The sequence below is a fragment of the Streptomyces sp. NPDC006140 genome (assembly GCF_040628815.1).
Lineage (GTDB): Bacteria > Actinomycetota > Actinomycetes > Streptomycetales > Streptomycetaceae > Streptomyces.
Genome location: NZ_JBEXTS010000002.1, coordinates 348,808 through 368,942, shown reverse-complemented (window position 1 = coordinate 368,942; position 20,135 = coordinate 348,808). Strand labels below are relative to the sequence as shown.

General features: G+C 72.9%; 14 protein-coding genes. 5 read left to right on the top strand and 9 right to left on the bottom strand.

Annotated features, from left to right (window positions below; translation table 11 throughout):
- On the top strand, window positions 1-2,754 hold the full coding sequence (locus ABZ386_RS06890) for an alkaline phosphatase family protein (RefSeq protein WP_358963977.1): 2,754 nt from the start codon (window positions 1-3) through the stop codon (window positions 2,752-2,754).
- 51 nt (window positions 2,755-2,805) lie between these two features.
- Here ABZ386_RS06890 and ABZ386_RS06885 read toward each other — a convergent pair whose 3' ends face one another.
- Together ABZ386_RS06885 and ABZ386_RS06880 are read right to left on the bottom strand one after the other, a co-directional pair.
- Window positions 2,806-3,042, bottom strand: a complete 237-nt coding sequence (locus ABZ386_RS06885; protein WP_355720893.1) for a hypothetical protein — start codon at window positions 3,040-3,042, stop codon at window positions 2,806-2,808.
- 10 nt (window positions 3,043-3,052) lie between these two features.
- Complete coding sequence (locus ABZ386_RS06880) at window positions 3,053-4,018, bottom strand: TerC family protein (RefSeq protein WP_351336866.1); 966 nt, start codon at window positions 4,016-4,018, stop codon at window positions 3,053-3,055.
- Between the two features lie 254 nt (window positions 4,019-4,272).
- Here ABZ386_RS06880 and ABZ386_RS06875 point away from each other — a divergent pair, with 254 nt between their 5' ends.
- Complete coding sequence (locus ABZ386_RS06875; protein WP_358963974.1) at window positions 4,273-6,588, top strand: bifunctional serine/threonine-protein kinase/ABC transporter substrate-binding protein; 2,316 nt, start codon at window positions 4,273-4,275, stop codon at window positions 6,586-6,588.
- A 23-nt stretch (window positions 6,589-6,611) separates the two neighbouring features.
- Here the strand turns inward: ABZ386_RS06875 and ABZ386_RS06870 are convergent, their stop codons facing one another.
- Window positions 6,612-7,352 carry a DUF2071 domain-containing protein gene (locus tag ABZ386_RS06870; protein WP_356617924.1) on the bottom strand — a complete coding sequence of 247 codons (741 nt, stop codon included), beginning with the start codon at window positions 7,350-7,352 and terminating at the stop codon, window positions 6,612-6,614.
- Between the two features lie 146 nt (window positions 7,353-7,498).
- Here ABZ386_RS06870 and ABZ386_RS06865 point away from each other — a divergent pair, with 146 nt between their 5' ends.
- Window positions 7,499-7,876, top strand: a complete 378-nt coding sequence (locus ABZ386_RS06865; protein WP_351336873.1) for a hypothetical protein — start codon at window positions 7,499-7,501, stop codon at window positions 7,874-7,876.
- 38 nt (window positions 7,877-7,914) lie between these two features.
- Here the strand turns inward: ABZ386_RS06865 and ABZ386_RS06860 are convergent, their stop codons facing one another.
- A complete protein-coding gene (locus ABZ386_RS06860; RefSeq protein ID WP_355718351.1) occupies window positions 7,915-8,460 on the bottom strand; it encodes a DUF1360 domain-containing protein in 546 nt (181 codons plus the stop codon).
- Window positions 8,453-9,433, bottom strand: coding sequence for a Rieske 2Fe-2S domain-containing protein (locus ABZ386_RS06855; RefSeq protein WP_351336878.1), 981 nt, complete (start codon window positions 9,431-9,433; stop codon window positions 8,453-8,455). Before ABZ386_RS06855 ends, ABZ386_RS06860 begins: the two co-directional genes overlap by 8 nt.
- Before the next feature lie 328 nt (window positions 9,434-9,761).
- On the opposite strand from ABZ386_RS06855, the gene ABZ386_RS06850 reads away from it, so the two are divergent.
- A complete protein-coding gene (locus tag ABZ386_RS06850; protein ID WP_351337156.1) occupies window positions 9,762-11,645 on the top strand; it encodes an ATP-binding cassette domain-containing protein in 1,884 nt (627 codons plus the stop codon).
- A 97-nt stretch (window positions 11,646-11,742) separates the two neighbouring features.
- On the opposite strand, the gene ABZ386_RS06845 is transcribed toward ABZ386_RS06850, so the two are convergent.
- From ABZ386_RS06845 to ABZ386_RS06830, 4 genes are all read right to left on the bottom strand, one after another.
- Entirely contained in the window at window positions 11,743-13,035 is a 1,293-nt protein-coding gene (locus ABZ386_RS06845; RefSeq protein WP_358963970.1) for a phosphatase PAP2 family protein, read from the bottom strand.
- A 174-nt stretch (window positions 13,036-13,209) separates the two neighbouring features.
- On the bottom strand, window positions 13,210-14,529 hold the full coding sequence (locus ABZ386_RS06840; protein WP_358963967.1) for a M1 family metallopeptidase: 1,320 nt from the start codon (window positions 14,527-14,529) through the stop codon (window positions 13,210-13,212).
- A gap of 77 nt (window positions 14,530-14,606) precedes the next feature.
- Window positions 14,607-18,461 carry a Pls/PosA family non-ribosomal peptide synthetase gene (locus ABZ386_RS06835; RefSeq protein ID WP_356500794.1) on the bottom strand — a complete coding sequence of 1,285 codons (3,855 nt, stop codon included), beginning with the start codon at window positions 18,459-18,461 and terminating at the stop codon, window positions 14,607-14,609.
- A 236-nt stretch (window positions 18,462-18,697) separates the two neighbouring features.
- Window positions 18,698-19,564 carry an AraC family transcriptional regulator gene (locus ABZ386_RS06830; RefSeq protein WP_351336889.1) on the bottom strand — a complete coding sequence of 289 codons (867 nt, stop codon included), beginning with the start codon at window positions 19,562-19,564 and terminating at the stop codon, window positions 18,698-18,700.
- 164 nt (window positions 19,565-19,728) lie between these two features.
- Here ABZ386_RS06830 and ABZ386_RS06825 point away from each other — a divergent pair, with 164 nt between their 5' ends.
- The gene (locus ABZ386_RS06825) at window positions 19,729-20,112 is read left to right on the top strand and encodes a VOC family protein (protein WP_356521918.1); all 384 of its coding nucleotides are present in this window, start codon (window positions 19,729-19,731) and stop codon (window positions 20,110-20,112) included.
- Window positions 20,113-20,135: the final 23 nt, after the last annotated feature.

Sequence of the window (20,135 nt, the reverse complement as noted above, 5' to 3'; positions counted from 1 at the left end):
ATGCAGGTAACACGCCGCCGTCGGCGTGCCGGGAATGGCAGTTCCGGCGTTCCCGGCAGACGGATCGGGCGCCGGACCATGGTCACGGCGGGCATCACCGCCGTCGCCGTGGCCGCCGCCGGGACCGCCTTCGCGCAGACGCACCAGTTCGGCACCCAGCACGTCGGCCAGATCACCGGTCAGGGCCAGGTCCTCCCCAGCGACCAGTACATCGCCCCGTACGGCGACCGTCTCGTCGTGAACGACGGCAAGATCATGTCGTCCTCGCCCAGCCCGGACGGCACCCACCTCGCGGCCTCGGTCACCGACGGCGGGAGCGCCCTGGCGATCGTGGACCTGAAGAACTGGAAGGTGCAGCAACTCGTCGGCAGCTCCGCGTCGTCGAGCCCGCGCATCAGCGGTGACGACGTGGGCCAGGAAGGCCCGACCTACTCCCCCGACGGCAAGCAGCTGTGGCTGGGCCAGACCGACGGCTACACCAGGTTCACCGTGCACCCGGACGGCAGCGTCACCAGTCCGACGTTCATCGGGATCCCGGCGGACGGGGCCAAGCACGCGCTGGTCGGCGCGGCGGTGTTCTCCCCCGACGGCTCCACCGTCTACTCGGCGGTCAACGGCCAGAACCGGGTCGTCGCCCTCGACGCGGCGACCGGGGCGATCGAGCGGAGCTGGGCCGTGGGCAACGCGCCGCGCGACATGGTCGAGGTCGGCGACCGGTTGTACGTCAGCAACGAGGGCGGCCGCCCGGCGAGGCCCGGCGACACGACCGCCAACTCGTACGGCACGCAGGTGCCGGCCAGCCCGGTGACCGCCGCCACCACCACCGGCACGGTCAGCGTCATCGACCTGGCGAAGCCGGATGCCCCCGTCGGCATCATCACCGTCGGTCTGCACCCGACCGCGCTGTACGCCAGGAAGGGCGCGCTGTTCGTCACCGACACGGCCGGCAACGACGTGTCGGTCATCGACACGGCACGCGACAAGGTCGTGCAGACCATCGCCACCCAGCCGTGGCCTCAGGCGTCGGTCGGCTACGAGCCCGACGCGGTGACCCTCACCGACGACGGCCACCTGCTGGTGACGCTGGGCCGCGCGAATGCCGTCGCCGTCTACCGGTACACCACCCCCCAGGAGCCCGTCAGTTATGTCGGGCTGCTCCCGACGGACTACTTTCCCGCGGAGATCACCACCGTCGGCAAGCAGGTCGTCGTCTCCAACACCCGTGGCGTCGACGCCCGCCGCCCCACCGACAGCGCCGGGCACGGCACGCATGACACGACGTCGAGCGTGCAGCACTTCACGCTGCCGGAGGACAGTGTCATCCGCTCCGAGACCGCCAAGGTCTTCCGGCAGAACGGCTGGACCGCGGGCTCGGTCGCGCGGAGCCGGGGCAGGAGCACCGCGAAGCCGGTGCCGGTCCCGCTGCGGCTCGGCGACCCCTCGACGATCAAGCACGTGTTCCTGCTCGTCAAGGAGAACCGGACCTACGACCAGGTCCTCGGCGACATGCCGCAGGGCAACGGCGACCCGGCGCTGACGGAGTTCGGCGAGAACGTGACGCCGAACCAGCACGCGCTGGCCCGGCAGTTCGGGCTGTACGACAACACCTACGACATCGGCACGAACTCCGCCGAGGGCCACAACTGGCTGATGCAGGCCGACGACCCGGAGTACACCGAGTCCTCGGCCGGTGAGTACGCCCGCAGTTACGACACCGAGGACGACGCGCTCGGCCACCAGCGCAGCGGGTTCCTGTGGACCGGTGCGCAGGCGGCCGGGAAGTCCGTGCGGGACTTCGGCGAGTTCCAGCAGTTCCTGACCAAGCCGGCGGACGCGAGCTGGCAGAACCTGTACTGCGACGCCAAAACCATGGACGCGACCGGGCGGGGCACCGCCTACACCCTGGACTCGTCCTCGCCGATCCCGTCGCTCAACAGTGTGTCGGTGCACGGCTTCCCGAAGTTCGACACCAGCGTCCCGGACCTCTACCGGTACGAGATCTGGAAGCAGGACTTCGAGAAGCACGGCCCGGCGGACCTGAACATGTTCTGGCTCTCCAGCGACCACACCGGTGGCCCGGCGAGCGCCGCCGCCCAGGTCGCGGACAACGACCTCGCGACCGGCAGGATCGTCGACGAGGTCTCGCACAGCAAGTTCTGGAAGGACTCGGCGATCTTCGTCGTCGAGGACGACTCCCAGGCCGGCCTCGACCACGTCGACGGTCACCGGGCCCCGATCCAGATCATCAGCCCCTGGGCCCGGCACGGCACCGTCGACAGCCACTACTACTCGCAGATCACGATGATCCGCACCATCGAGCAGATCCTCGGGATCCAGCCGATGAACCAGAAGGACAGCGCGGCCACCCCGATGCGCGGGGCGTTCACCCGGCACGCGGACTACACGCCGTTCAAGGCGCTGCCCAACCGGACGCCGCTCACGGACGGCCTGAAGACCCCGCCGTCCTGCGGTGTGGACACCCCGGCTCCGCAGGATCCCGGGGCGGCGCCCGTACCGGCGGCGAAGGTGCCGGCCGGCGAGCGGTCGCTGGCGGCGCAGTGGGAGACCTGGAAGTCCAAGCAGCGGCTGACCGGCCCGAACGCCGTGCCCGACTTCGCCAACCCCGCGCAGATGAACCACTACACCTGGTACCAGACGCACAACTGGGCGAAGCCGTACCCGGGCGAGTCCAGGCTCTACGCCCCGCAGAACGTGCCGGGCGCCTACATCCCGTCGTCGGAGTCCGACGGCTGACGCGCGGCTGATCAGGTCAAGGCCCCTGGCCGGTGCCACCACCGGCCAGGTTCAGTCGTGCTTCCAGCCGGTGAGGTGCTGCCAGGTCGCACCGCGCACCGACGTGACCGGTACCAGTTCCGGTACGTAGTGCTCGCACCGCTGGTTGTGGCAGGGGCCCGCGACCCAGACGGGGACGAAGACACCCATGGTCTTGTGCCGTTCCATCACGGCGTCCACCGGCTGCTTGCACGAGCGGCACACGTACCGGGAACGGGAGGCCGCTCTTCGCTCATGGTCGCTGCTCATGGCCACTATTTTAATCCTGCTTTAGGGGGATTTTGGAGTCCTTTGGAGGGGGGCGCATCATGCTGAGCGCGACGGAGACGGCCAGGACCGTGGCGATGACGGCGAGGCTGATCAGGGAGGGGATCTCGGGCACGTCGGGGCTGATGATCTTGTGGGACGCCTGGAGGATGAGCTTGACGCCGATGAAGGCGAGGATCAGCGCGAGTCCCTTGCTGAGGTAGTGGAAGCGGTCCAGCAGGCCGGCGAGCATGAAGTACAGGGCGCGCAGGCCCAGGATGGCGAAGGCGTTGCTGGTGTAGACGATGAAGGCGTCACTGCTGACGGCCAGCACCGCGGGCACGCTGTCGACGGCGAAGACGAGGTCGGCGGCCTCGATCGCGGCGACCACGGCGAGCAGCGGGGTGGCGACGCGCCGGCCGGCCTCCCGTACGAAGAAGTGGGTGCCGGCGTACTCGTCCCGTACGGGGATGACCTTGCGCAGCAGGCGTACGGCGACGCTCTTGCCGGGGTCGAAGCTGTCGTCCTCCTCCTTGAGGATCTTGTACGTGCTCCAGAAGAGGATCGCGGCGAAGACGAACAGGACGGCGGTGAAGCGGCTGACCACCGCCACCCCGGCGGCGAGGAAGAGCCCCCGGAAGACGAGGGCGCCGAGGACCCCGAGGAAGAGCACGCGGTGCTGGTAGGCGCGTGGCACCCGGAAGTAGCCGAAGATCAGCGCGAAGACGAAGAGGTTGTCCACCGACAGGCTCTTCTCCAGCAGCCACGCGGTGGTGTACTCGACACCGGCGGTGGTGCCCACCACGAGGAAGACGACGGCGCCGAAGAGGATCGCCAGCCCCACCCACACCCCGCTCCAGGCGGCGGCCTCCCGGAAGCCGATGACGTGGGCCTGCCGGTGCGCCAGCAGATCGACCGCCAGCGACACCAGCACGGTGGCGACGAACACCAGCCACAGCCACAGCGGCACATCATGCACAGTCCGGCCCTCACAGACCCGGTCGACCGGAAGACGCTTGCTCCTCCTTCGAGTCTGGACGGCGCGGCAGCGGTTGTCTCCTCGGCCGTACGCGGTGCGGCGGGGCGGTGTACACGCGCCGCGCGGCCCGCACCGGTCGACCGGGGCCGCTTCACCTGAAGGTGTGCTGCTCGGGACCGGACGCCGGGAAGCCGGAAACCGGGGGCCGTCGGCGCCGCTACGTTGGCGGGGTGCGGCGGATCGGGGAGTTCACCGTGGAACGGCGCCTCGGCGCCGGCGGAATGGGGGTGGTGTACCTCGCGCGCACCGCCGCCGGGCGGCAGGTGGCGCTGAAGGTGATCCGGCCCGAGTACGCAGACGAGCCGCACTTCCGTGCCCGGTTCCGGCGCGAGGTGGCGGCGGCCCGCAAGGTGAGCGGGGCCTTCACGGCGCCCGTGGTGGACGCCGACCCGGACGGCGATCCGCCCTGGCTGGCCACCCAGTACGTCGCCGGGGACTCCCTGGAGGCCCGCGTACGGTCCGGCGGGCCGCTGCCGGTGGCCGAGGTCGCCCGGCTGGCGGGACAGCTGGCGGAGGCGCTGCGCGACATCCACCGGCAGGGGATCGTGCACCGGGACCTGAAACCGGGCAACGTCCTGCTCGCCGACGACGGCGTCCGGGTCATCGACTTCGGCATCGCCCGGTCCGTCGTCCAGAGCCGTGCGCTGACCCGCAGCGGCGCGATGGTGGGCACCCCGGCCTTCATGGCCCCCGAGCAGCTGGTCGCGGCGCGGGCGGTCTCCCCGGCGACGGACGTGTTCGCGCTCGGTGGCGTGCTGGCGTTCGCCGCGTCGGGCCGGAGCCCCTTCGAGGACCCCGAGGCGGCGGGCCTGGAGCCGATCGCGGTCGCCTTCGCGGTGGTGCACCAGGAACCGGACCTGACCGGCGTCCCCGCCCCGCTGCGCGCACTGGTGTCGCGCTGTCTGGCCAAGGACCCCGCCCGGCGGCCCGGCCTGGAGGAGGTGCTCCGCCTGGCGACCGGGCCCGAGCAGGGCCTCGGCGAGGTCGACGGCGTGCGGGTACGGCCGCGCCGGCGGCCCGGGAGGGCGGCGATCGCCGCGCTGGCCGCCCTGACCGCCCTGTTCCTCGCGGGTGACGTGCCACCGACGACGCCGTCGGCGGTCCTGCCGTGCGCCGAGGGTCTGACCGCCCTGGGTGAGGGCCGGATGCGCAGATGCGTCGGTCTGCTGGACGCGGACGCGTCGCCCGCGCGGCTGCGCTCCTCGTCGAGCCGGGCCGTCGCACCGGTGCTGGAGCGGATCGCCGCGGAGAACCGGCGGGTCGTCGCGGCCGCCGCCGAGCCGGGCGGGCGGCCGTTCGTGTCGATGGTGTATCTGACGCCCATCACCCAGGAGTTCGACGGCAGCGGCGCGATGGAGGCGGTCCGGCGCGATCTGGAGGGCGCGCACCTCGCCCAGCTCAGGACCAACGGCAGACTCGGTGCCCGGCAGGACGGCCCCGCGGTCCGGCTGCTGTTCGGCCACACCGGAGGCACCGCCGAGCAGCGCAACCACGCGGTCGGGCAGGTGCTCGCGGCCCGGCGCGCCCAGCGGATCGTGGCGGCGCTCGGCCTGGGCGGCAGCACCGCCGCCAGTCAGGACATGGTGGAGGAGCTGACGGCCGGCGGCCTCCCCGCGTTCGGTTCGGTCCTCACGGCCGACTCCTGGGCCGCCGTTCCCGGCCTGGCCCGCGTCGCGCCCACCAACGCCGACCAGGCGGCGGCCGCCGTACAGCATCTGTCGGCCGGCGCGCTCGCCCGGGCGCGGATCCTGTTCGTGCAGGACGTGGCCCCCGGCGACCAGTACACGAGCACCCTCGCCCAGCAGTTCCGGGCCCGGATCCCGGCGGAGCGGCTCGTCCGGGCGGAACCCACCCTGTTCGACTCCTCACGGTCCGGCGCGGGCGACTTCCGCGCCCGGCTCGCGGACGTGTGCGCGGTGCGGCCGGACGTCGTCTACTTCGCGGGCCGCGGCACGACGCTGCCGCGGCTCCTGACCGTCCTCGCCGCCCGCCCGTGCAAGGACCACCGGATCACCGTGATGTCGGGCGACGACACCATGATGATCCGGCACACGAACGGCTTCGGCGCGCGGGATCTGGCCGACGTGCTCGGCAAGGGGCGCATCGACCTGCTCCACACCGGCCTGGCCCACCCCCGGGCGTGGGAGGTGACACCGGAGGCCTTCGACCTGAAGCTCGCCGCGCCCTTCCGCGACGGCACGTTCACCGACACGTTCGGGCACAGCGACCTGGAGGACGGCCGGGCCGTCATGATGTACGACGCCCTGCTGACCGCGACCCGGGCGGTCCGGGAGACTCCAGCGGTGCCGCGTCCGTCGGTCACCGACGTCCACCGGACCCTCGCCCGGCTGCGGGAGAAGGGGCCGCTGCCGGGCGCGAGCGGCTGGATCGCCCTCGGCGACGACGGCGCCCCCAGGGACAAGGCGATCCCAATCCTCCGCATCGCTCCGGACGGCCGCACCACCGCCGTCACGGTCACGTCGGCCGACGGCAGGCCCACCCGGGGCTGAGGAGGACTGCCCCCTCCCGGCTGCTACGGGGCGGAAGACGTGCTCCCGTTCCCACCGGCGCTCCCGTTCCCGGCGCGGCCGCGCGGGGCGCACGGCCTGGTGGGGCCGAGCCGCACGTCCGTGACGCCGGGTGAGAAGTGCACCACCGGCTTCCCCTCGGGCGCGGGCAGGCCCGCGGCGGTGGTCAGCGTCTCCTCCAGTACGCCGGCCGCGGCCCGGGCCAGCGGCCATGGCTCGTGCTCGACGGGCGTCTCCCAGAGCAGGCCGAGGCTGCGGGTGTAGGCCCGCCAGCGCGAGGTCAGCCACACGTCCCGCTCCGTCGGCTCGATCGGATCGCCGGGCCGGACGACGAGGCGGTAGGAGGGCCCTCCGGTCCCTCTCGAACCGGCGTACGCGACCGTGCCGCCCTCCCGGGAGATGCTCAGGGTGCCCTGGTGGTAGGGCGCGCCGATCGCGCGGGCCGCCAGCATCGGCGGGAAGGCGACCTCGATGGACAGGAACCACAGTCCGTCCTGCCCGTCCGGGTGCCGGACGTAGGTCCGCAGGTTGGTCTCGGCGAACGTGGGGAGCCCCGGCAGCGCGGCGGGCAGGCCGTGCGGGCGCAGGTCCGCCATGACGAAGGGCGTCAGCCCCACCCAGGCCGCCCCGTCGTACTCGTCCACGGTCAGTCCCTGGGGCAGCAGCGCCCGCACCGTTTCCGGCGGATACGCCCAGTGCACGAACGTCTGCGTCAGCCAGCCCGCCCGTACGGCGGGGAGCCGCACGCGTTGCTCCGCTCGGTACGCCACCACAGGTGGCGGGTCCCCGACGGGCGGTGACGGAAACGCCGGACGGGACCGCCGACGTCCTGTGAGCTGCTTGGGCGCGGTCGGCGAGGGGTACCCGGGCGGTCCCATGAGGGGAGGCCGCCTTGGGCAGGAACAGAGATCCGCAGCCGGCCGACGCGATCGCCCTCGCGCACGGCGCCTTCAACGTCGTGGGCGGGTTGTGGCCGCTGCTGCACCTGCGCAGTTTCGAGTGGGTCTTCGGGCCGAAGACCGATGTCTGGCTCCAGATGACGACGGGCGGGCTGCTGGCCTCCGCCGGCCTCGCCCAGCTCACCGCGGCCGCCGACCCGCGGGGCGCGGCCCATGCCCGCCGTATCGGCCTGGGTACCGCCGTCACCCTGCTGGCCGTCGATCTGGTCTATGTGCCCAAGGGGCGGATCCGGCCGACGTACCTCCTCGACGCCGCGATGCAGACGGGCTGGATCGCGGCGTGGCTGCGCCGCGCGCCCGGGCGAGCGTGACCGGCCCCTGACCTGCGCCGAAGCGGGCGGGTCTGCGGTCAGTCGCCCGTCGTGTCGCCCGTCGTCCTGTTCAGCAGCGTGCCGTACGCCAGTTGCAGTGCGTCCGCACCGGCGAGGGCGGTGAGCGTGCCCATCGCGGTGCGGGTCGCGCGGGGCCACAGCAGCTGGCCTGCGGTCAGGGCCGAGGCCACCCAGACGCTCATGCAGAACGGGCAGGTCGCGAGTTCGCCGGCGGTGTGCCTGCCCGGCTCGGGCCGGGCCTCCTCGTGGAGTTCGGCGGGGCCCTGGGGCCCGACGTACCGCGTGAAGGGGGCGCGCAGCGGGCTGGTCACCGAGGCCTTGCTCAGCAGCCGGCTGAGCCGGAAGGTGGCCACCGAGGTCAGCACGACGTCCCACGGCTCGGGCCGCTCCGGCAGCGGGCGCCCGCGCAGCCGTACCGCCGTGCTCCAGGCCGCCGTGAACGTCGCGAAGCCCGCCAGGGCCGCGACATAGCCGCCCAGCGGCCGGTCGTGGCCGGCCGAGTAGCGCCGCTCGGTGTGCCGGAGAAGTCCGCGCAGCCGCCGTGCCGCGGGGCTGTCAGCCACGGGCGTCATGTCCATGAGCAGCCCCCGATCCCGTTCCGCTCCCGAGCCCGGCCAGGTCCCTGTCCTTCTCCGCGGGCTGTCCCCCGTCCTGGTGGCGCAGGCGCACCTCGACCTCGCCGCCGGTGATCCGGGTCTCGAAGGAGGGCTGCGGGGCGGTGGCGGGGCCGCGTACGTTCCAGCCGTCGGAGAGGCGGAAGACGCTGCCGTGCCAGGGGCACTGGACGCATCCGTCGGCGACGGTGCCCTCGGCGAGCGGTCCCGCGAGGTGGCTGCACCGCTCGGCCAGGGCGTGGATCTCCCCGCCGGTCTCGCGCACGACCAGCACCGGCACGTCGTCCACGCTGCGCCGCACCGGCTGTCCGGCCGGGAACTCGTCCACGGTTCCGATCCGGTGCCAGCCCTCCGAGACGACGTGCGGGACCTCCTCGGCGTGGTTGGCGCCGGAGGCCTGCCGGTAGGCCAGGTGGCCGCCGAGCATGCCGCCGATACCCACCGCCGTGAGCCCCAGGAAGCCGTAGGTCCGGCCGGCGGCCTCGCGGCCCCTGACGCGGCAGGCGAGCGAGGCGGCGTACAGGCCGACGGCCGCCGTGTTGGACAGGGCGTGCACCAGCCCCACGCGCTGCTGCTGGCGGTGCAGCTCGGCCCAGTCGACCCAGCCCGCCAGGGCCGTGGGAGCGACGGCGGCCAGCCCGACGCCGACCAGCAGCCGTGACTCGCGGGAGCGGCCGGGCCGCAGGTCGAGGACCGCCGCGGACAGCCAGCTGCCGATCGGCACCTGCACCATCAGCGGGTGCACGGGGTGCCCCAGCCACCGGCCGTGCAGCAGGTCCCGGCCGCGCCCGAGCGGCAGGGCGCGCACGCCCCTGCGGAGCGTGTCGATCACCGCGTCGGCCGCGGGCTCGCGCTCCAGGCGGTCCAGCAGCCACAGGACCCGGTTCTGCCGCAGCGGGCGGCGGCGTGACATCACGTTCATGCCCGCCCGGGTCCCCACCAGGGCAGACGGCAAACGGCACGGGGCGGGGCGGCGGGCCACGTCGGCGCCCGAGAGCCGCGCCCCGGGAGAACCCTGTCGATCACCGGAAACCTCATCCGCCACACCGGTTTCGAGCGTCCGCGATTCGGCCAACCCGGCGCGCCCGGGGACCGGCCTCAGCGGCGCGCCGCGTCCGCCGGTCCCTTGCGCGGCAAGGGGCTGAGCGCGTCCGGAATCGACCGCGTTCGATTCCGGCGCCGTGTCGTTAGGCCGTGCACCGCCGCGCCGTCCAGGCGCGGCACGACCTCCAGGAGGGACGCAGGTGACTGTGACCGACGCCTCGACCGCTGACGAGAAGACGCCACCCCCTCCCCCGCCCGCGACCCTCGCCTTCGGGGGGAAGCACGGCGAGAACCCGCTGGCGGGCGCCAGTTTCGGCGCCATGTGCCGGCGTCTGCCCTCGGTGCTCGGGCACACCGCGCGGATGGCGTGGGCCGTCGACCGGCGCGGGGTGCTGCTGCTTCTGGCGTGCCAGCTGCTCACCGGCATCGCGGCCGCCGTCGTCCTCGCGTTCACCGCCGAGGCCATGACGCACGTCCTCGGCAGCGGCTCCGTCTCCGAACGCCTGCGCGGCGCGCTGCCCGCCCTGATCGTGGTGACGGCGGCCGCGGCCGTCGGCCGGGTCAGCGGTGCCCTGTCCTCCTATGCCGACGGGCGGATCACCCCGCTGCTGACGACCGAGGCGGACATCGCCCTGGTCGCCGCCGTCTGCCGGGTGGAGACCTCCGCCTACGGCGAGGACGGCTTCGCCGACCGGCAGGAAGCCGCCGAGGTGGGTGTCACGCGCACCCGGCTGATGGTCCAGGACGCCCAGCGGTTCATGTCCGCCCTGATCCGCATGATCGCCGCGAGCGGGGTCATCACCGCCCTGCACCCGCTGATGCTGCCCCTGCTCCTCCTGGCCGTCCTGCCGGCCGGTGCCGGGGCCGTGCTGTCCGCGCGGGTCGACTACGAGACGCACTACCTCAACGTCGGTGACCGCAACGTGCGTTCGATGATGCGCTGGTGGGCCACCTACTCCCGCTTCGGCGACGAGGTCCGCGCCAACGGCATGACCGGTTACCTCGTCTACTGGTACCGCGCGCTGTCCGACCGCATCGACCGGCGCACGCTCACCGCCGCGCCGCGCCGGCTGCGTATCGTGCTGACGACCAGTGCCCTGGGCGGGGTCTTCCTGCTGGGCACCTGGGCCACCCTCGCCTGGCTGGCGGCCGGCGGCCGGGTCGCCCTGCCGGTCGCCGCCACCGCCGTCGTCGCCGTGCAGACCACGCTCGGCGCGCTCGGCCAGTTCGTCATCCATGGCGCGGCGATGTTCCACACCTCGCTCTACCTGGCGGACATGCGGGCGTTCCTCGACATGGCCGCCGAACGCGCTCCCAGGCGTGGGGAGCTGACCATTCCGGAACGCGTGGACGAGATCCGTCTGGACGAGGTCGTGTACCAGTACCCGGGCAAGGAGGAGCCGGCCGTCGCGGGGGTGTCGCTGACCCTGCGCCGGGGCGAGATCCTGGCGATCGTCGGCGAGAACGGCTCGGGCAAGTCCACCCTCGCCAAGCTCATCACCGGCATCCTCCTCGCCGACAAGGGGCGTGTGCTGTGGGACGGCGTCGACCTCGCCCACGCCGACCCGGACGCCGTGTGGAAGCGGACGGCGCTCGTCCCGCAGAACTTCGCCTGCTGGCCCCTGCGCACCCGGGAGAACATCACGCTGGGGCAGCCGAAGTCCTTCGACGACGGGCCGGTGTGGGACGTCGTCGACGCCGTCGGCATGCGGGAGGCGATCGAGAAGCTGCCCCAGCAGCTCGACACCCTCCTCGCCAAGGAGTTGTGGGGCGGCGCGGAACTCTCCGGCGGGCAGTGGCAGCGCCTCGTGTGCGGACGGGCCCTGTACCGCCGGACGCCGCTGCTGATCCTGGACGAGCCGACCTCGCAGATGGACGCACGCGGTGAGCACGCGATCTTCCTGGAGATCAGGAGGATCGCCGCCGAGCGCATGACGATCGTCGTCACCCACCAGCTGGAGAACACCCGGCTCGCCGACCGCGTCCTCGTCATGGACCGGGGCCGGGTCATCGAGCACGGGACGTACGAGGAGTTGGTCGACGCCGGCGGTCTGTTCGCCGAACTCGTCGCGCTGGCCAAGGACCGGTAATCGGGCGCGCACCACTGCACAAGGGGCGCCTGACCTGCGGGATGCGGGTCGGGCGCCCCTTTCGGGGAGGTGCGGCCGGGTGGCCCGCCCGGATCGGCTACGAGACGGCTGTCAGTTCGGGCTGCGACTCGGGGCGCCGCGGCGCCGCGGCCTCCGGCTCCCACTGCCGGGTGGTCCGCGTGTAGCCGTAGACGACCGAGGCCATCACCAGGATGAGGAGCGGTCCGAACAGCCACGGGTACGTGGCCATCTCCAGCGACGCGAAGCGGTAGCAGAGCAGGAGCGCCGCGAAGACCGTCGTGCCGTAGACGACCAGTTGGATTCCGGGCCGGTCCCAGCCGCGGTCGAGCATGCGCACGGCCGCCTCGATGGTGTACGCGAACACCACGCCGGCGACGAGGTCCACGCCGTAGTGGTAGCCGAATCCCAGCGTCGCGGTGAGCGTGGCGATCAGCCAGAACGTGCCGGCGAAGCGCAGCGCCCGCGGGCCCTTGCGGGAGTGGATGAAGATGGCGGTGGCCCATGCCGTGTGCAGGCTGGGCATGCAGTTGCGGGGGGTGATCCCGTCGAACGGCATCGCGTGCGGGGTGGCGATCGGCGGGGGCGTGTCCGGCCACAGGTCGGCCAGCGCCCAGTGCCCGCCGTCGGCGCCGAAGGCGAAGATCGGCCCGACCACCGGGAAGATCATGTAGATGCCCGGCCCGAGGAGGCCGATCACCAGGAAGGTGCGCACGATGTGATGCCCCGGGAAGCGGCGCTCGACCGTCACGTGCCGCAGCTGGTACAGCGCGACGACGACCGCGGCCACCGCGAGCTGGGCGTAGACGTAGTCGAGGAGAGTCGCGCCGACCGGGCCGGTGGCCTCGACCATCCGGCCCACCAGCCAGGACGGGTTGCCCAGCGCGTGGTCGGCGTTGGCCAGGTACTGGTCGAGCACCGTCGCCCGGGTCTCCGAGGTGATGAGCAGCCAGGTGTCGCCGGTCTTGCGGCCGGTCACCAGCAGCAGGCCCAGGCCGACGCCCTTCAGCAGCAGGAGGCGTTCCGGGCCGGTGCGGCGCGTGACGGCGAGGACCGCGACACCCAGGATGACCCACAGCGCGCCGTTGCCGAAGGGGTGTCCGCCGTTCAGGTCGGCACCGACCGCCCAGCGCACCAGCAGGAACACCACGTCGATGGCGATGGCGGCACCGGCCGCGATGCAGCGCTGCCGCCAGTTGAGCACCACCATCATCAACGCCATGCTGGCGTACAGCAGGAAGCCCGACTTGGGCGCGGCGATCACTTCTCGCGCCTGCTGCACCATCGGCCCCGGCAGGCCGAGGTGGCGGGCCGTGATCTCCAGTGCGACGAGGAATCCGAGCGTCACCAGCCCCGCGGCACTCCACAGCACCGCCCGGGGCGGGTTCCGGACGGCAAGCGTGAGTCTGCCCCTTGTGCGCGAAGATATCCGCGATGATTTAGATATCAAGTTTTCAGCCGTTTTGTTAGTTTTTTAGTTTGATCATTTGTTCGATCATGTTATCGGAGGAGTGCCGGCGGATTTCAGTTCTCGGCAGAGATTCAGTCACGGCAGTGGCGGCAGGGCCGCCTCCTGCACCCACGCGCGCAGCAGTTCGTCCACCGGCTCGGGCGCGAAGCGGGCCACGTGGGAGGTGAAGGCCGCGGTCGTCACCGTGCCGCCCCGGTGCAGCCGCCCCCAGTCGCGCAGCATGCGGAAGAAGGCGATGTCGCCCAGCGCGCAGCGCACCGCGTGCAGCACCAGCCCGCCGCGTTCGTAGAGCCGGTCGTCGAACATGGACTTGCGCCCCGGGTCCGCCAGCCGCAGGTCCTGCGGCAGCGACGACAGCAACCGGTGCGCGGCAGCCGCGTGTTGCTGCGCCGTGCGCCCGCCCGAGCGCTCCGACCAGAGCCACTCCGCGTACTTCGCGAACCCCTCGTTCAGCCAGATGTGCTGCCAGTCCGCGATGGTCACGCTGTTGCCGAACCACTGGTGCGCCAGCTCGTGCGCCACGAGCCGCTCCGAACCCCGCGCCCCGTCCACGTGGTTGGCGCCGAACAGCGACAGGCCCTGCGCCTCGACGGGCACGTCGAGTTCCTCCTCGGTCACCACGACCGCGTACTCGTCGAACGGGTACGGCCCGAACAGCTCCTGGAACACGTCCATCATCTGCGGCTGGCGCGCGAAGTCGCGTGAGAAGTCGCCCAGCAGCCGGGCCGGGATGTGCCCGTGCTGCGGGACCCCGCCCGGCCCCGGGTCGCCCAGCAGCACCGTCTGGTACTTGCCGATCGCCAGCCCGACGAGGTAACTGGACGTCGGCGCCGACTGCTCGTACACCCAGGTGGTCGTGCTCGCCTTCGTCGTCCGGGTCAGCAGCCGCCCGCCCGCCACCACCGCGTACGCCGACGGCGTGGTGATCGAGATCTGGTACGACGCCTTGTCGGCGGGCCGGTCGTTGCACGGGTACCACGACGGCGCCCCGATCGGCTGGCTGGCCACCAGCGCCCCGTCCTCCAGCTCCTCCCAGCCGAGCCCGCCCCAGGGGCTGCTCACCGGCTCGGGGTTGCCCGACCAGTGCACCTCGACCGTGAAGGCCGCCCCGGCGCGGACCGGCTTGGCGGGGCGGACGCGCAGCCGGCCGCCGCGGTGCGTGTAGTGCGGCTGCCGTCCGTCGACCCGCACCCGCCCGATCCGGTAGTCGGCCAGGTTCAGCACGAACTCGCTGAGCGGTGCCCGGCCCGCTATGGCGTTGATGCGGGCCGTCCCGGACAGCCGGTTGGGGGCCGGGCGGTAGTCCAGCGCGAGCTCGTACCGGTGCACGCGGTACCGGGGGTCGCCGTGCTCCGGGAAGTACGGGTCCGCGCCCGCCGCCTGCTGGACTGCCACTGCCGTCTGTGCTCCCTGCGCTGTGCCGCTGCCACTGTCCGCCGGTCCGTCGTCCTCCGGCTCCGAGTGGCCGGCGCTCAGGGGCGCCATGCCTCGATCGGGTTGCCGAGCCAGCGGGTGTCGTCGGGGACGGACTCCGCGGCCATGACGAGCGACGCGGGACCCAGGGTCGTACGGGCCCCGATCGTGCTGCCGGGCAGGACGATCCCGCCAGGACCCAGCGTCGCGCCCTCACGGAGGACCACAGTATCCGTCCGCAAGATCCGGTCGTGGAAGAGGTGCGTCTGGAGCACGCAGCCCCGGTTCACGGTCGCCGCGTCCCCGAGCGTCACCAGGTCCGTCTCCGGCAGCCAGTAACTCTCCACCCACACGCCCCTGCCGATCCGCGCCCCGAGCCCGCGCAGCCACGCCGTCATCACCGGCGTGCCCGGCACCGCACCGGCCAGCCACGGCACGGCGAGCACCTCGACGAAGGTGTCCGCCAGCTCGTTGCGCCACACGAAGGAGGACCACAGGGGATGCTCGCCGCTGCGGTGCCGGCCCACGAGCGCCCACTTGGCGACGATCGACACGAGGGCCGCGACCGCTCCCGCCGCGAGGAGCACGAGCCCGGACAGCAGGGGCGCCCAGGTTCCCAGCGCGCACAGCGCCGCCACGGTCAGCACCGCCAGCCCCGCCGAGCAGAACACCGGCACGATCCGGCACAGTTCCACGAGGGCGCGCGCCCACAGCAGCCGGGCCGGCGGTTCGTAGGTGCGGCTCCGGTCGCCGTCGGCCGCGGCGCGCGGCAGCTTCACCGGCGGCAGCCCCAGGTAGGAGCTGCCCTTCTTGGCCTTCTTCGGCGTCGCCGACAGCACCCCGACCAGTCCGCCGTCCGGCACGGACCGGCCCGGCGCGGTCATCCCCGAGTTCCCGAGGAAGGCCCGCCGCCCGATCTCGGCCCGCCCGATCCGCATCCAGCCACCGCCGAGTTCGTAGGGCGCGGTCAGCGTGTCGTCGGCGAGGAACGCGCCCTCGCCGACCGTGGTCAGGCTGGGCAGGGCGAGCACGGTGGACACCTCGGCGCCCCGCCCGATCCGCATCCCGAGCAGCCTGAGCCACACCGGCGTGGCCAGCCCGGCGTACAGCGGGAACAGCGTCTCCCGCGAGCGGTCCATGAGCTGGGTGACCGTCCAGGCCTGCCAGGCGATCCGGCTGTGCGTGGGGTGCGTGCCCTCGCGCAGCCCCAGGCTCAGCAGCCGTACGGCGGTCAGGATCAGCAGGGCGTACGCCAGCCCGTAGGCGAGCGTCGCCGGCACGAGGGCGAGCGCGACGCCGCGCACGGTCACGTCCGGCGCGATGAACGCGTGGGCCACGAGGAGCGCCGCGCCGCCCGCGAGCACCGGCAGGGCGCTCAGCGCGAAGCCCGTCACGCCGTACATCGCACGCCAGGACGTGCCCCGCCCCGGCCGTTCCTTCGGCCGGTCGCGCTTGGCCCGGCCGAGCTTCACCGCGGGCGCGCCCGCCCACCGCTGCCCGGTGGGGATCTGGCCGGTGACCGCCGAACCGGGCGCCACCTCGGCCCGCTTGCCGACCCGGGCGCCGGGGAAGAGCGTGCTGCGGGTGCCGACGACGGCGTGCGCGCCGACCTTGACCGGGCCGATCTCCAGCCGGTCGCCGTCCAGCCAGTACCCGGACAGGTCCACCTCGGACTCGACGGCCGCGCCCCGGCCCAGTTTGAGCATGCCGGTGACCGGGGGCAGCGAGTGCAGGTCCACGTCCGGGGCGACCTTGGCGCCCAGCGCCCGCGCGTACCGCTCCAGCCAGGACCCGGTCAGCGAGGTCGCCCCGCTGAACTCGGCGAGCCGTTCGGCGGCCCACAGCCGCAGGTGCACGCTGCCGCCGCGCGGGTACCGTCCCGGCCGCACGTTGCGGAGCAGCAGCCGCGCCCCGCCCGCCGCGAGGGCGAGCCGTCCCGGCGGGCTGAAGAGCAGCACGGCCCCGGCCGCGACGAGCCACCAAGGGGCGGTCGGCAGCCAGGAGTACGCGGGCAGCAGGTTCCCGAGGGCGGCGAGCGCCACGGTCCAGCGCAGTCCGAGCAGGGTGAACAGGGGGATCAGGGCGAGGAGCTGGATCGCCTGGGCGCGGACCGGAACCGGGGCGACGGCCCGTGCGGCCCCGTCGTCCTGTGCCGACTCCTCCAGCCGCCGGGCCAGTTTGCGCAGCACGGGCTGCTGGTAGATGTCCAGGACGGCGGCGCTCGGGTAGCGGGTGCGCAGCCGGGTGGTGAGCTGGGCGGCGGCGAGGCTGCCACCGCCGATCGCGAAGAAGTCGTCCCGCGCGCTGGTCACGGGAATGCCGAGCACTTCGCTCCACTGCTCGGCGAGCCAGGCCTCGGTGCCGTACAGCTCCTCGGCCGGGCCGGCGCTCTCCAGTCCCTCCAGCGGCCAGGGCAGGGCGGCGCGGTCCACCTTGCCGCTGGTGCGGGTCGGCAGTTCGCCGACCGGCGCGAGCAACGGCACGAGCGCGGCGGGCAGTTCGGCCCGCAGCTTCTCTACGGCCGCCGTGTGGTCCCAGCCGTCCTGGGTGACGACGTACCCGACGAGCAGCTGGTTGCCGCTGCGGGCGGTCCGTACGGCGGCCGCGGCTCCGGCGACTTTGGGCAGCGCCTGCAGGGCCGCGTCCACCTCGCCGAGTTCGATGCGCCGCCCGCCGAGCTTGATCTGCTCGTCGGCCCGGCCGAGGAAGACCAGTCCCTCGGGCTCCGCCTTGACGAGGTCGCCGCTGCGGTACGCCCGCTTCCACCCGAGGGACTCCAGGGGCGCGTACTTCTCCGCGTCCTTCTCGGCGTCGAGGTACCGGGCGAGCCCGACTCCGCCGATCACCAACTGGCCGCTGCCGCCCATCGGTACGGGCTCCCCGGCCTCGTCGACGACGGCCAGTTCCCAGCCGTCCAGGGGCAGGCCGATCCGGATCGGCTCCTCGCCGGTCATCAGCGAGGCGCAGGCCACCACGGTCGCCTCGGTCGGCCCGTAGGTGTTCCAGACCTCGCGGCCCTCGGTCACCAGCCGCTGGGCCAGCTCGGGCGGGCAGGCCTCGCCGCCGAAGATCAGCAGCCGTACGTCGTTGAGGGTCTCGGGCTCCCACAGCGCGGCCAGGGTCGGCACGGTGGACACGACCGTGATCTCCTGCTCGACCAGCCAGGGCCCGAGATCGGCGCCGCTCCTGACCTGCGCACGCGGCACGGGCACCAGACAGGCCCCGTACCGCCAGGCCAGCCACATCTCCTCGCAGGAGGCGTCGAACGCCACGGACAGCCCCGCCATGACCCGGTCGCCGGGCCCGATCGGCTCCTCGGTGAGGAACAGGGCGGCCTCGGCGTCCACGAACGCGGCGGCGCTGCGGTGCGAGACGGCGACGCCCTTGGGTTTGCCGGTGGAGCCGGACGTGAAGATGATCCACGCGTCGTGCTCGACGCCGGGACGCGCGGCGGCTACGTCGGAGGTGCCGTGGGCGACGATCTCGTGCCCGGCCCCGATGACGGCCCGTACGTCCGCCTCCCCGAACACCAACTCGGCGCGCTCGTCCGGGTCCTCGGCGTCGACGGGGACGTAGGCGGCTCCGGCCGCGAGGACGGCGAGGATCGCGATGTACAGCTCGTTGGTGCCGGACGGGACGCGTACGCCCACCCGGTCCCCGAGCCCGACCCCGGCCGCGCCGAGTCGGCGCCGCAGCCGCTCCACCTCGACGGCGAGCTGACGGTAGGTGAGGCCGGCGGTGCCGTCGTCCAGGGCGGGCTCGTCCGGGTGGGCGCGTACGGACGCCTCGAAGACGTCGACGAGCGTGCGCGGGGAGGCCGCCGGGCCTCCGGAGAAGCGTGCCGTGTCGCCGAACTTGGCGCGGATCTCTTCGTCGAGCAGGCCGAGAGCACTGCTCTCGTCTATGGCTGCCATCCGGTCCTCGCGTCTCGATCCCGGATGCCTCCGGGGCGCTGGCGGGTCCGCAGGTGTGCCTGGGGTTGTCCGGCTCCAGCTCCTCAACAAACCGGAAATCTTAGTACGCGGGGGATTTGGGCGCTTCGGTACGCCGCTCCGGATGAGCCGTCCGGCCGTGACACGGGGCCGGCAGACCGGCGTTGACCTGGTGGTCTTCCGGGGAGCGAGACTTCCCCCACACCGTGCCGTCGCGTTCAGCCGTGCTCGGGCTCCACGGGGAGCCACAGTTCGGCGTCGGCCTCGGCCGTGTCCGGCGAGAGGCGGGTGCGCAGGATCTCGGGGCCGGTGCGGCTGCGGTACGGGTTCGACGGGAACCACTCGGTGAAGACGTCCCGCCACAGCTCCTGGATGGCCTGCGGCGCCGGCCCGGAGGTCGTGAACACCGCCCAGGTACCGGCCGGGACGGCCAGCGCGGTCATGCCCTCGGGAGGGGCCGCGGAGGTGATCACGCCGTGGTAGTAGTCGAGTTCGGTGCCCTCGGCGCGGCTGGGGTCCAGGTCGTCGCAGACCGCGACGATGCCGTGCGGCTCCTGGTCCGACAGCTTCTCCAGGCGCTCCCGGGTCCGCGGGTCGATCCCCCGGACGAAGTCGACGATCGCCTGGTTCGGGCCCGAGTGCACCAGCGGTACCCGGGCCTTGGGTCCGACGACGGTGAAGTCCGCCTTGTCCACGACGCGGTACCGCATGTCGCTGCTCCCTTCGATGGTGAGGCGGAAGGCCATCCGGGACTGGGAGCTGAGCGCGGCGCCGGTCCGGCGGGCCTCGCCCGGTCCGATGCCGTGCATGGCGCGGAACGCCCGCGCGAACGCCTCGCCGGAGCCGTAGCCGTAGCGCACGGCGATCTCCAGCAGGGTCTCGCGCCCGGCGAGTACCTCGGCGCCCGCCAGGGTGAGCCGGCGGCGCCGGACGTACTCCGACAGCGGCATGCCCGCGAGCGCGGAGAACATCCGCCGCAGGTGGTACTCGGAGGTGGCCGCGACGCGTGCCAGCTCGGCAATGTCGAGGTCCTGGTCGAGATGGTGCTCGATGTGCTCCATGGCCTGGTTCAGCCGCTCCAGCACGCCCGGTCTCCTTCCTTCGGCGGTCACCACGCTATGCGGCACCCACCATGCCGGACCCGACATCCTGTGCCCGATCGGGTCGGGTGCGCGGGGCGGGCCGGCCGGACCGGCGGCCCGGCGCAACCCGGTGGCGGCCGGCGTGGAAGTCGGGAAGGCTGGTCCACATGGTTTCGGTGGTGCAGAACGTTGCGATCGACTGTGCGGATGCCTATGAACTGGCCCGGTTCTGGAGCAGGGTGACCGGCCGGCCGCTGGATCCGGAGGCCGGACCGGGTGACCGGGAGACTCAGGTGCTGATGGCCGAGGGCCCCGCGCTCTACTTCAACCAGGTGCCCGAGCCCAAGACCGTCAAGAACCGGATCCATCTGTGCCTGCGCCCCGAGACCTCGCGTGAGCAGGAGGTGGAACGGCTGCTGGGGATCGGCGCCACCCTCGTCGCCGATCGCCGGAATCCCGACGGCTCCGGCTGGGCGGTCCTCGCCGACCCCGAGGGCAACGAATTCTGCGTCCTCCGCAGCGAGTCCGACCGAGCCGCCGCGCATCCCTGAGCCTCGTGCCCACGGGCGTCCGC

Bases quoted from the DNA above. Each gene is read 5' to 3' on its own strand.
- ABZ386_RS06890 (WP_358963977.1), top strand. From the start codon at position 1: ATGCAGGTAACACGCCGCCGTCGGCGTGCCGGGAATGGCAGTTCCGGC.
- ABZ386_RS06885 (WP_355720893.1), bottom strand. From the start codon at position 3,042: ATGAGCAGCGACCATGAGCGAAGAGCGGCCTCCCGTTCCCGGTACGTG.
- ABZ386_RS06855 (WP_351336878.1), bottom strand. From the start codon at position 9,433: ATGAACGTGATGTCACGCCGCCGCCCGCTGCGGCAGAACCGGGTCCTG.
- ABZ386_RS06835 (WP_356500794.1), bottom strand. From the start codon at position 18,461: ATGGCAGCCATAGACGAGAGCAGTGCTCTCGGCCTGCTCGACGAAGAG.
- ABZ386_RS06825 (WP_356521918.1), top strand. From the start codon at position 19,729: ATGGTTTCGGTGGTGCAGAACGTTGCGATCGACTGTGCGGATGCCTAT.